General features: G+C 40.9%; 10 protein-coding genes and 1 tRNA gene. 8 read left to right on the top strand and 3 right to left on the bottom strand.

Features of this window, described 5'->3' with window-relative positions:
- Positions 1-103 precede the first annotated feature (103 nt).
- The 6 genes from GXP67_RS01975 to GXP67_RS01950 all read left to right on the top strand — a co-directional run bounded on the left by GXP67_RS01975 (position 104) and on the right by GXP67_RS01950 (position 8,018).
- Positions 104-175: transfer RNA gene (locus GXP67_RS01975), tRNA-Arg, on the top strand.
- 238 nt (positions 176-413) lie between these two features.
- Positions 414-704, top strand: coding sequence for a transposase (locus GXP67_RS01970; protein WP_162441440.1), 291 nt, complete (start codon positions 414-416; stop codon positions 702-704).
- Positions 704-1,525, top strand: a complete 822-nt coding sequence (locus GXP67_RS01965) for an IS3 family transposase (RefSeq protein ID WP_162441441.1) — start codon at positions 704-706, stop codon at positions 1,523-1,525. The genes GXP67_RS01970 and GXP67_RS01965 overlap by 1 nt, the downstream gene beginning before the upstream one ends.
- A 213-nt stretch (positions 1,526-1,738) precedes the next feature.
- Positions 1,739-2,863, top strand: a complete 1,125-nt coding sequence (locus GXP67_RS01960; protein WP_162441606.1) for a PAS domain-containing sensor histidine kinase — start codon at positions 1,739-1,741, stop codon at positions 2,861-2,863.
- A gap of 970 nt (positions 2,864-3,833) precedes the next feature.
- A complete protein-coding gene (locus GXP67_RS01955) occupies positions 3,834-4,739 on the top strand; it encodes a M57 family metalloprotease (RefSeq protein ID WP_162441605.1) in 906 nt (301 codons plus the stop codon).
- A 411-nt stretch (positions 4,740-5,150) separates the two neighbouring features.
- Positions 5,151-8,018 carry a S8 family peptidase gene (locus tag GXP67_RS01950; protein ID WP_162441604.1) on the top strand — a complete coding sequence of 956 codons (2,868 nt, stop codon included), beginning with the start codon at positions 5,151-5,153 and terminating at the stop codon, positions 8,016-8,018.
- A gap of 67 nt (positions 8,019-8,085) precedes the next feature.
- On the opposite strand, the gene GXP67_RS01945 is transcribed toward GXP67_RS01950, so the two are convergent.
- On the bottom strand, positions 8,086-8,307 hold the full coding sequence (locus GXP67_RS01945) for a hypothetical protein (RefSeq protein ID WP_162441603.1): 222 nt from the start codon (positions 8,305-8,307) through the stop codon (positions 8,086-8,088).
- Between the two features lie 204 nt (positions 8,308-8,511).
- Between GXP67_RS01945 and GXP67_RS01940 the strand changes: the two genes are divergently transcribed.
- Together GXP67_RS01940 and GXP67_RS01935 are read left to right on the top strand one after the other, a co-directional pair.
- Complete coding sequence (locus GXP67_RS01940) at positions 8,512-8,745, top strand: hypothetical protein (protein ID WP_162441602.1); 234 nt, start codon at positions 8,512-8,514, stop codon at positions 8,743-8,745.
- Positions 8,746-8,823: 78 nt separating this feature from the next.
- Positions 8,824-9,660, top strand: a complete 837-nt coding sequence (locus GXP67_RS01935; protein ID WP_162441601.1) for a carbohydrate-binding family 9-like protein — start codon at positions 8,824-8,826, stop codon at positions 9,658-9,660.
- Between the two features lie 54 nt (positions 9,661-9,714).
- Here the strand turns inward: GXP67_RS01935 and GXP67_RS36865 are convergent, their stop codons facing one another.
- Positions 9,715-10,050 (bottom strand): DUF8487 domain-containing protein, encoded by a 336-nt coding sequence (locus GXP67_RS36865; RefSeq protein WP_197901629.1) that lies wholly within the window; start codon positions 10,048-10,050, stop codon positions 9,715-9,717.
- A gap of 95 nt (positions 10,051-10,145) precedes the next feature.
- Positions 10,146-12,575, bottom strand: coding sequence for a DUF8488 domain-containing protein (locus GXP67_RS01930; protein WP_197901628.1), 2,430 nt, complete (start codon positions 12,573-12,575; stop codon positions 10,146-10,148).
- Between the last annotated feature and the right edge of the window lie 19 nt (positions 12,576-12,594).

Genomic DNA, 12,594 nt, shown 5'->3' with positions numbered 1-12,594 from the left:
ATAACTAAATTAATTTTTAAATTTGCAAGCCAATAATTGTAGGATTTAGCTAAATAATCTACTCTATAAATAAATAACGCTAAGTGTACTATATACAAATACTGGCCTCATAGTTCAATGGATAGAATAGAAGTTTCCTAAACTTTTGATGTGGGTTCGATTCCCGCTGAGGCTACAACTTACATAAAATCAAGGAGTTACGAAAGTAACTCTTTTTTTATCATCTAAGGTGTAAAACAAAGTGTGAAACATTTGTATGTGTATTGATACTCATGTAAATGTTATATAAAAAAGGTCGCTTATTTTCGCAATGAAGGCATTTGTTCTGATACTCTTATTGTTATACTATAATACCTCGGTAAAATCAGACCACGCGTTAAAGTGAAAAGCAATACAAATTAAACGTGGAAAAGATGAAAAAAACGAGGAGAAAATTTACAGCTGCTTTCAAGGCGAAAGTGGCATTGGAAGCGCTTAAAGAGCGGGAAACATTAGCGGCTTTGTCGGCCCGCTTTGAGGTACACGCCAACCAGATATCGCTGTGGAAGCAGGAATTTTTAACTAATTCGGAGCTGGTATTCTCTTCCACAGAAGGGAAAGAAAAAGAAGAGCAGGTAAACTTAGATGCGCTTTATGCTAAGATTGGGCAACTGGAGATGGAACGCGACTTTTTAAAAAAAAGCTTGAAGAAGACCGGACTGTAATGGAGCGTAAATCACTGGTTAGTCCTCAAGCAAAGCTTAGCCTTCGCCAGCAATGCCGTTTACTTTCTATCAGCCGGGCCTCTTTCTATTATGAGCCTAAACAAGAGAATGCAGATAATTTAGGAATGATGCAGCTCATGGATGCCCATATATTAGAAGAACCAACGGCCGGAGTGCTGACAATGCAGTCGATGCTGGAGGAAAAGGGTTATAAAGCAGGTTACGAGCGGATAAGAAGATTGATGCGGCTGGCTAACATCCGGCCTATCTACCCCCGAAAGCAACTGACGCAGTTAGGGGACAAAAAGTATATCTATCCTTATTTGCTCAGGAACTTAAAAGTAGAGCGGGCAAACCAGGTATGGGCTATAGATATTACCTATGTTGCGATGGCTAAAGGGTTTATGTATTTGACGGCTGTGATAGATGTGTATAGCCGCTATATTGTGGGCTGGGGCTTGTCTAATACATTGGATGCTGAGGCTAGCTTGCAGGTGTTGAAAGCAGCGGTAGCTGAGCATGGTAAGCCCGGGATTGTCAACAGCGACCAGGGTAGCCAGTTTACCTGTAAAGAGTATGTAGAATATTTAAAAAGTGAATCTATCCGTATCAGTATGGATGGCAAAGGCAGGGCACTGGATAATATATTTATAGAAAGGTTTTGGCGGACCATTAAATACCAGCATATTTACCTGAACCCGGCCACTGATGGCATCTCCCTCTACCAGGGCATCAGTGGCTGGATGGAGAAATACAATCAAAGGCCACACCAGGGAATTGACCGAAACAAGCCCATTAATCTTTATAAAATGGCAGCTTAATTCAACTAAGAAAACAAGAAAAGTGGTCTAAACTAATCGAGGTATTATATACAAAAGTAATATTTCTAAATACTAGTGTTCCCTATCAAAGAAAAAATAATCATGCCTAACAAATCAAACCCAATTTTTTAATTGGTATACAGTAAAAATTAAATGCTATATTCATCTAATGGATGCTATTATTTTGTCACCTAAATAGATTGTTAACCTTATATGAAAAGGAAGCTGCCAAAGTCACAATCATCTGAAGATCTTGCTCCTTTTGTCAACGCTCAATATGCTGAATTTCTGGTTGAAATGGCCCAGCAGGCCGATCAAGTAATATTTGTTTTCGATACTAATACAAAGCAATTTCTATATCTAAATCCTTCCTTTGAGGTAGTCTGGCAACTGACAAGGGAAAGCATAACAGCTAACCCACAAAAATTGGTGGATAGGATACATAAAGATGATATCGCTTTTCTGACCCTGGCTTACAAAGAATTAATGGATGGCACAAAGCAGAACACGGAGTTCCGTATTATCCATCCTGATGGTTCAGAGGGAACCATTCGTCTTTCTGCATTTTTGATCAAAACCAAAGCAGGTAACAGTGCCATAACCGGGTTTGCAACAGAAGTTACTGAATATAAAAAATATAGTGATACATTAAAGAAGTACGCTGCAAAGAAAAATTCAATCCTGGAAATATTATCCCATGACTTAGCAGGACCGCTTGGTTCTATTCAAGGATTAGTTGGCGTATTAGAACGCAGGGCAGAAAAAAAAGAAGATGTTGAACTTCTTCGGATCATTGAAGAAACCAGTAAACGAGGTATAATTCTCATTAGAGATTTTGTCAAACAGGAGTTTTTAGAATCGGCCAATGTAGACCTGATTAAGACACGAGTTGATCTGGTCTCCAAAATTAAAGAAGTCATTGAGCAGTATAAGTATTCTGAGCAAAGTATTGCCAAAACCTTTCACTTTGATTCCTCAAAGGAAAAAATATACGTAGAAATAGACCATGTAAAATTTATGCAGGTCATTAATAACCTTATCTCCAACGCAATTAAATTTACCCATGATGGAGGTATAATCTCGATCCGTCTGGAAGAAAGGAAGAATACCATTATTACCAGTATCCAGGATAATGGTATTGGTATTCCTGAACATGTGCAGGAAGACTTATTTGAGAAATTCACCAAAGCCAGAAGACCAGGGATCAAAGGCGAACCGTCAGTCGGCCTTGGTATGTCTATTAGTAAAACTATTGTAGAATGGCATGAAGGTAAAATATGGTTTGAAAGTAAGGAGAATAAGGGTACGACTTTTTATATTGAAATTCCTAGAGAGTAAAATATAGTTTTTTTATAGCCTGATTACAGCTTTCAGGGGTATAAGAGATAGTTTACTTAATAAGGATTTCAATGATTTGCTTGATAAACTTTTTATTGATTTAATCCGCTTCTACTTTCGCTACCTGCTTATTATACACATCAAATGGCATAATACATTTCTGAAATAAAGACAGAAAAGTTGAGTAATTATCGTGCGCTACTATATAAATCAGGCTTTGTTCAGACTAATATATAAGGCTAATAAGACCAAGAAATTACAAAAATGGCTGTTTTTTATTATCTAAAGCGATAAATTAAGCCATGTATGATAGTTTTTTGGATACTGCGTAGATTCTTCCAGAATTTTTAAAATATATGAAAAAATACCCACTTTCGGGTATTGCGTACCTTAATTCGCTGCTGTAATTTAGCATCAACAAAAAGGTTAAACAATTCTCATACTATTTATTCAAAAAGGCCATTAGAACTGGCTTACTGAAAAAGCTATACCTGCTGATTTAAGTAAACAGATACCTATTTAAATCATTTTCATACTTCAGTAAAATTTACTTTTTGTACCGTTACACATTAAGCATTTTATATCAAATTTGAGAAATACAATCTTCTGTTTTTTTTTATTTGCCTTTATACCTAACCTAAATTTATCCTAATATCACCTTCATCAAAACATCTGTTACATTAAGCCTTGAATCCGATAATAAATTGTGATTCTGGTTTAGTTGATAGAACGGATCACTTTTTACAACCTATTTCGCTGCACTTTATTGGGTAGTGTAACTGCCAAATAATTTTGTTCTCTTAATTTTTAGATCTACCTGCGTGTGACTTTGCCTTATAATGGCTGGTATTCCAAAATACTCGCTATTGCTTCAGGCACAGGTACTATCCATGTCTATATTTAATTCTTCCATTCAATTCTTTTCAACCAACTAACAAATTCATTTTACCATTTAACAAATTAAAAATCTATGATCACGTTTAACAAATTTTCTGCTGCTACGGCGGCTGCCGGGCTCTTTTTGTGCACATTGGGAGCCTGTTCCAAAAACGAAGTGAATCCCAGCAAGGAGATTAAATCTTCAGCTGAAACTTCGCAAAATATTATTTCTGATGAAGTAAAGGCGCAGTTTACTAAATTAGGATTTGATGTAAGTGACATCCGTTACATCCGGGATGATAATCCTTTATCCGGGGAGGCAGGGAAGAAAAACTTTTTGCTGGAGAACGATATAGTGATTACTCCTGAAAACCTGCAGGCTATGATCGGGAGCAAAATCCATCATATTGGTGCAGTAAACGAACAATATCACACCACAAATCTAGTTACAACGCCTTCTTATCCTGCATATCGTACCATTCGGGTGCTGGGATGGAATAGTGGAGCCAACGCGTTAGATACAAAAACGAGAGCTGCCTTAACAGATGCAGTAAATAACTACAGAGCCCTGTATGGCGCTACCTTCCGCTTATATTTCACGCTGGCTTTTGGCGCTAATTCCACCGGGTATGACATTGTTGTGTATAAAAATGGTTCTGGTGCTGGTGGTGTAGCTGGTTTCCCTACCGGAGGTAATCCATACAAATGGGTACAAATTTTCCCAGGAACCAGTGCCTATAGCCAGGATGTAGTTGAGCACGTAATTACACATGAAATCGGCCATTGTGTGGGTATGCGTCATTCAGATTTCTTTAACCGTTCTTTGTCTTGTGGCGGTTCTGCTATTAATGAAGGCTCTGCAGGTGTGGGCGCCATCCATGTACCCGAAACTCCTACCGGCTGGGATGTAAACTCTGTTATGAATTCATGCTTTAGTTCTACCGAGACTGGTGAGTTCGGATACTACGACCGGGTATCACTTCGTGAGTTATACTAAAACTTAATGGTTTGATAAAGCTTATAAAGATGAAGACCGGGGAACTGGTTTTCATCTTTATTTTTTGAGCGCTTCATAAGTAATGTAGCAGCGCATAAACCGCTTATTTCTTAATAAATAAATGGTTCTTAATAAAATATTTACAAAGTGGAAAAGAACCTGGGTTATAAAGTTTACTTTAAAATAAAATCAACATAAAGTATATATTTTAGGAGCAATAAGAATTTGACTTATCCTATTTTATAGCTTTCGGTTTTGCGCTAAACCGTTTGCTTCCTTAGACTTTGCTTGCCATTCTGCTTTCTATTATTGGGCTTTTGTATAGCCATAACAGCCTATTCTCTTTTACAATTCAAGTTCTGTTTGTAGTCGGTTTTTCATGTTTTACTGTTACGTTTTTCAATGATACACTTGTATTACTTAAAGAAATTAATTCCAGGTAAAAAACTGGTCTTTTTACTGTGGGTATTGCTCATGGCTTATCCTACTCTTAATTTTGCCCAGCAAAGGAATCTGGATGCGGTGTTAGCCAAAATCATTAAATCGCCTGACGTAAACCAGGGGCTCAGAACTCAGCCAACATCTCAACAGCCATTTCTGATCAAGATAAAACCAGGCGTTAAAAAAGAATCCTTAATAACAAATGGAATCACTGTTCTGAGAACCATTGACCAGCATTACCTGATTGTAAAACCTACCAAGTCAGCCTTATCTCAGACCTTATATGAAGAAAAATGGACAGTCAATCATTTATGGAAACTTTCTGATGAACTGTTACTGCATGGCGATCAAACAACCAGGCAAACCTTTACCATCAGCGTTTCTGACCCTTCAGTGCCTGGTATTCTTTCTGCTATTCCACAGCTTTCTATACTCAGCTCAAAAAATAATATACTTACAGTAACAACCACTCTTGAAACGATAATTAACAAAGTTATTGCGGTAAATGGGGTGCTGTACGTGGGAAAAGAAGCAACCAATCCCCGTGTGGAAAGTCCTGTAAAGGATATGAATCTTAATCCCAACACAGTGAACCGTATCCATCATTTTTTCCCGGCTTTAACCGGAGAAGGCATAACCATTTCTATTCAGGAACAACCCTATAATACTGAAGATATTGACTTAAAAGGACGGCATATTCCTTCTTCTATCAGTGCCGGTGAGGCCAGTACGCATGCCACAGATATGGCTACTATTGCAGCTGGTGCAGGTAATTCTTTCATTACCGGAAAGGGCGTTGCCTGGGGAGCGAGTGTTACTTCCTCAGATTTCGAAGATTTATTGCCTGATGCCGATGAGGATTATGCAACGCTGAATAGCTGGGTGCAGAATCATTCGTATGGCACTGAAATTGAAAATTTTTATGGCACCCGGGCGGAGGCTTTTGATAAAAGTGCAAACCGGAATCCTACCCTTCTCCATGTTTTTTCCTCTGGAAATGAAGGAGCTGCTACTTCGGCTACCGGTCCCTATCAGGGCATTGAAGGGCTGGCTAATCTTACGGGAAATTTTAAAATGTCTAAAAATATCCTGACGGTAGGCTCCGTGGATGCTGTAGGTCAACCTGTGGCATTTTCTTCGCGTGGACCAGCCTATGATGGACGTATTAAACCAGAAGTAGTAGCGTATAGTACTGCCGGAACATCGAATTCCGCTGCGCTTGTATCTGGCATTGCAGCCTTGCTCCAGCAGGCATACCAGCAACAACAAGGGAATTTACCGCCTGCTGCGTTACTGAAGTCACTATTAATCAATAGTGCACAAGATGCTGGTCCGGTAGGTATTGACTATATAACCGGGTTTGGAAATGTAGATGCGTACCGGACTTTACAGAACCTGACCGCAAAACGGTATTTTTCGGGAAGTATCAGTCAGGGGCAAACTAAATCTTTTCCTCTGCAGGTGCCTGCTACAGCCAGAAAACTAAAGGTTACCCTGGTATGGAATGATCCGGCTGCCCTGCCTAATGCGGGCTTTGCTTTGGTAAATGACCTGGATATGCAACTTACCACCGAAGGGAATACCTGGTTGCCCTGGAAATTAGATCCTTCAGCCGATTTTGCAAAACTCACCAAAGCAGCCACCAGAGGCGCAGACCATCTGAATACCATTGAACAAATCATGCTGGATAAGCCTGTTGCAGGTACCTATACCATCACTGTAAAAGGATTTGATCTGGCGGCAGGTTCCCAGTCATTTTATATCTCCTATCAGTGGGATACTACCAACCAGTTTGAATGGCTTTTTCCCACAGGCAGTGATAATATGCCTTTCGATGGGGAATCCGATACCTATTTCTCCTGGAAAAGTACGTTAGCAGATACCCTGGGAAAGCTGGAATATACTCTGGATCAGGGAATTACCTGGATAAGTATCAATGACCATGTAAATTTAAAGAATGGAACTTATATGTGGAAAACCCCGGAACTCACTACACGGGCACAAGCAAGAATGGTGGTGGGCAACGAAGTATTTCCAACCCTGTCTTTTACTATTTCCTGGCCATTACCTATTACAGTTGGGTTTAATTGCGGCGATTCCCTGCTGGTGCAATGGCCATTTGCCGAAAATGTGAAGGAATATGAGCTGTCCGTTTTTGAAGGGAATTCATTAAAAACCATTGTAGTTACTTCCGATACAGCCATCGTTCTGAAAAAAACGCAATTAACTTCACCACTTTTTGCCATTCAGTCTTTGTTAAAAGAAGGAGGCCATGGGTTACGGGCACATACTTTTGATTATGCCTCGCTCAGTTCATCGTGTTTTCTTGTTTCTTTTGGTGTGGAAACTGTGCGTGAAAATGGAATCGATCTTCTGGCGGAATTAGGCACCATCTATGGGATAGATCGCATTCTGGTTGAAAGACAAAAAAATGGCATATTCGAGACGATTCATACCATTCAACCAGAAAGTAAACAGGTCAGAATTCAGGACACCCATCCGCTTCAGGGATTAAATACTTACCGCATCCGGATACTTTTTCCCACTGGAAAAGAAATCATTTCTGAAACAGTGAGGAGTTACTTTGTCGCTGATCCTCCGGTGATGGTTTTTCCTAATCCTGTTTCAAATGCTGAGAAATTACAGGTATTTTCAAAGGAATTCGCCAGTCAGGAGGTGGTATTCCGGCTGTTTGACCTGAATGGAAAAATAAAGCTTACTACTCATCTTCTTTCCAGCCGGGAAACTATTCCACTAAATGGACTTTTGCCTGGTCTCTATGTATATTCAATTCAGACGGATGAAGGGATATTTAATGGTAAACTACTTGTCCGGTAGAGTTAATCCGGAAGTGTGAGGTTACGCAGCTATTTTATGCGGATAAAAGCTAAAGTTTATCGAAAATTTACTCTTTGGATTGAGGTCTGTTTTGGGACATATAGTTAAGTATCTCCCATTCCAACAGTGCAAGCGCAGCAATCATTTCTTCCTTTTCTTCTACAGAAAGTGATGGCCATTGGGTATTATATCTACTGGCTAACTCATTAAACTCGTTTTTTAGGGTAATCAATTTTTCATCATCATCAGGTTTATGTGGATGCAGATAGATAAACTGATAGGTGCTCATTTTACAAAGATATGGTTTGACAACAAACCACAAATGATTATTTATGTTGTATCATAAATACAGAAGTAAAATAAGCAATAGGTGCTCAGTAATACAAGTAATATCAGTAATAAATAATTACTGCATAATATTATATTCATTGATATAATTGTTATTGCTGCTTTAACTTCTATTTTCGCTGTAGTAAATTCACAATATCAGCTTATGGAAAAGGAAAACAAGCCTTCAGCAGGAAGACCAAAGAAGCCAGATTCGGATAGTTATCAACGTGCCACATTTATTATCAACAAAGAGAATCTGTACAAGTTAAAAGCCATTGCGTATTATGAGCGGCTAAATGAGAAACAAGCGATCAATACAGCTCTTGAAACCTATTTTGAATGCATAGGAATGGATAGATTGCAGGAAGCATTAGAGATGTATGCCAGGAAAAAATAATAGGAGAGCGTAAATGCGTTAGCAAACCTTCTTCTTTTTAAATTTTTGTTTTCTTGAGATTATCTAGCAAATTGATATATGAAAGAAAAATACGGCTGTTCCCAGGAACATATAGCGCATTATACCAGTTGCAGAACCTCTGAACCGATTGAGATTAATGGTGACCTGGAAAAGCCTGTCTGGCAAAGAGCTCAGAAATCACCCAGGTTTGTAGATATGGTTACGGGGGAACCCGGCATGTTTGATACCCGGTCTGCGGTGTTATGGGATGATAAAAACCTATATATCGCTTTCTGGGTGGAAGAGCCATTTGTACAAGCACACCTCACCGAGCGTGATTCCCTGATCTTTAATGAGAATGACATTGAAGTGTTTATAGATGGTGGAGATGCCTATTATGAATTTGAGATCAATGCTTTGGGCACCGTCTACGAAGTTTTTTTTATCTGGCAGGATGCCTATAAAAGAGGTTCAAAGTTCGATGTGCCGGAGTTTGACCTGATTGACCAGAAAGCCTTATCCTTTGGCGGCAACGAAGACCGGATGGCTGATTCCTTCTGGCATGGCCGCCATCCCCGCAAAACCCGTTGGGCCTTTATTAACTGGGATTTTCCTGGGTTGCAATCTGCGGTGAGAGTGCAAGGAACGATCAATGAAAATACCGATATAGACAAGGGCTGGACTGTAGAACTGGCGTTTCCCTGGCAAGGAATGAAATCATTGGCCAACGGCCGGTCTTTACCACCCGAAGACGGGGATACCTGGCGGCTTTTTCTGGGTAGATTCCAGAAACTCACCCCCAGCGGACAGGAAGTAAACCCACACCCGGCATGGGCCTGGAACCGACATGGCGTATACGACACCCACTTGCCTGAATGCTTTACATATATTCATTTTTCAGATAAAATCGTATAAAGAAAAAGCCTTGAATCAACCGGTTCAAGGCTTTTTAATGATGTTCACTCGAAATTAATTTATTAATCCTTTTATCTTTTCTGCCTCTATTTGTATAGCAGGATGAAACGTATCACTTGCCATGTAGCTTCGCAGACTATGCAGTAATTGCCGGGCTTCAGGCCGTTTATCCTGGTTATCCAGCAGGTCAATCCCCGAAATGAGCAGTTTTCCTTTCCCTACCCGGCATTCAAACAGCAGTCCGAGCGGCTGGGCGGTTACCCAATCATCAATCACTCGGACAATGGGTTTCAGATCCGGAGCTACTGCATCCAGGCGAATGGCATTCGAATGGCTCATGGCATCCCACCATTGCCAGTTGCTATGATATTCTGTTGGGAATGCTTGCAAGGCAGGATGTTTGGGATCACAGAGAATGCCCAGGGTAGTCGGGGCTTGCCCACCAGTCCAGGCTGTATTCCAGAAAATGCTGGAGAATCCGATTTTTACCTCTCCGCCTTTGTCGGGTTTGACCGAGCCTTTTTTGAGGGTAAGTAATACGTTGCCCCTTTGCGGAGGATTTTCAAGGCTTTTTCATCCAGTTGCTGCGTCACCAGAATATTGTCTTTGCTGGTTGGTAAGGCGGATGGATATACAAAAAGATCCCATGTATTTTGATAGTTGCCAACAGCTACGGTTAGCACCAGCTTACCAGGTTGAGTGATGGATGAAAGTGACTGCCTGATCTCTCCTAACTTAATAGCATTTCCTAAAGCAATATTAGTCTTGGCAAGCTGCCCATTCAACACTATTTTTCCGGAGGCATCGGTTAAAGTCCAGGTAGGAATTACTTCTTTCAATTCACTTTCGCCAAAATGAGCCACTTCTACTGGCACACGTAATTCTTCATTATTCAGGTAGATCATTTTAGGAAGCCTTGCAAGGGGAACTGTGGTATTACAGAACTGGCTGTATTCCTTGCCAGTGATATAGCCTTTGTCTTCCCAGAATGGATTGAGCACACCTACCAGTGCCGTTCCCTGACCTGGAAAATCATGTAAATCTAGTAACTGGAATCCGCCAAAACCTGGGGTACGCAAGGCTGCTTCAATATCTGCCTTATAACACAATGCCTGTAACTTACCGGAAGCCAATAAAAAACTATCTGCCAGGCTGGCCATGCCATGATTTTGCAATTTCTCCTGGAATATTTCAAAGTTCCTGGCTTTGAGTACCCCATCATACTTGGCTATTTCCTTGAAATCCGGATAGACGCACCACTGACCAATTTCGTGGCTTACCGTGGGGTGCTGCCACTTGGCAATCGTATCAGTCCAGTCGTAATTACTACTCGGCGGCTTGCTGTTAATGATGCTTTTTAGTCCAGCTCCCCAGGCTTGAATCCGCGGATCTGGTGTGCTGTTATAGTCACTTTCTGGAACCACCGGCCATCCGGCACCTGTAGTATAGAGCCGGCGGGGGTCTTTCTGCTGCCAGTGTTTCACAAAATTAATCAGGTATGTTACATGGTTTTTACCGGCTGGTTCGTTGCCATAGGTCAGCATGCAAAAAGACGGATGATTGCCATATGCTTTTACCATGCGTTCGCTTTCAGCGTAAATGTACTGGTCTAGTGGAGCACCATCGCCAATGGTAGCGCCTTGGTTTGCCCAGGAACTACTTTCCAGTTGCAGATAGAATCCGGCATGGTCGGCGGCTTCAAAAGCTGCTTTGGGCGGACACCAGGAGTGAAAACGCATGTGATTCAATCCATAAGATTTACATACTTCAAATATGCGAGCCCACGAAGCTACATCTGTAGGCGGATACCCGGTTTTGGGAAAAATGGCGCATTCTAATGTTCCACGCAAAAAAGTAGGGCGGCCGTTAATGGTAAACTGGGTGCCTTTCGTGTTAAACTCCCGCATTCCGAAGGAAATTTCTTTTTCTTCCGAAATCCCTTTTCCAGCCGTAAGCCGTACCTGTAATGAATAAAGATTGGGCTTAAATTCATCCCAAAGCAAGGGTGCAGTCCCCATGGGATAAACCAATTCAAGTACCGTACTATCTCCGGTTAAATTTACTTCATTACGCAGAGGCGTTAATTTTTCGGCTTGTGGGTTAGTGGAGGTAGCGAGCAATTCAATACTGACTTTTCCGGGTTTACCAGCAGGGCGGCGAACAGTTATTTTGGCGGTAACTTGCTTGTTCTGGAGATCCGGATATACCTGCACTTCCTGAATAGAAACAACTGGACGGGTAGCCAGGAACAGTTGCCCTACCATTCCATTCCAGTTACTTTGCGTATGATCGGATATGCTGTGGGAGTTTTGTCCGACATTAAACTCTTTTACCCGGTTGTCGATACGAATGGTGAGTTGGTGTGTTCCGGGAGTTAATGATTTAGTCAGGTCAAACACATGCGGTGTGCCTAAACTGTTTAGCATGCCTATGGGTGTATTATCTACCCAAAGGGTAGTTTCCCAATGGCTGCGTTCAATGAAGAGTTCTATGCCTTTTCCTTTCCAGGTGTCAGGAATGGTGATAGTCTTCTGGTACCAGGCTGGTCCTTTATAATACTTCACGGGTTGCAGCCAGAATGGCACTTTAACGTTTCCTGGCTGCCGGTACTTTGCGTATTCTGGGTTTTTAAAATAAGCCGAATCAAAAATGCTACCGGTCCAGGGCGTTTCTACGGTAATATCATCCCCTTTGCTATTGGAGGTCATGGAACCGGGTAGTTGTATGTTGTCTTCCAGCTTTTTAGAAAACCATTTACCTTGTACACCTTCATCCTTTGGATCTGTGGCAAAAGCCCATTCTCCCGAAAGGTCTATTTTTTCATTCCCCTGAGCATGTGCAGAAAAAGAAGATGAAATACAAAGAATAGAAAGCCATAGAGCGATGTGTAATCGGTAATTTTTTACTTTTTTCATGAAGAAAAGGATAATAGGC

This window comes from Rhodocytophaga rosea, from assembly GCF_010119975.1.
GTDB lineage: Bacteria > Bacteroidota > Bacteroidia > Cytophagales > 172606-1 > Rhodocytophaga > Rhodocytophaga rosea.
This window is presented reverse-complemented; position numbering and strand designations above follow the sequence as displayed.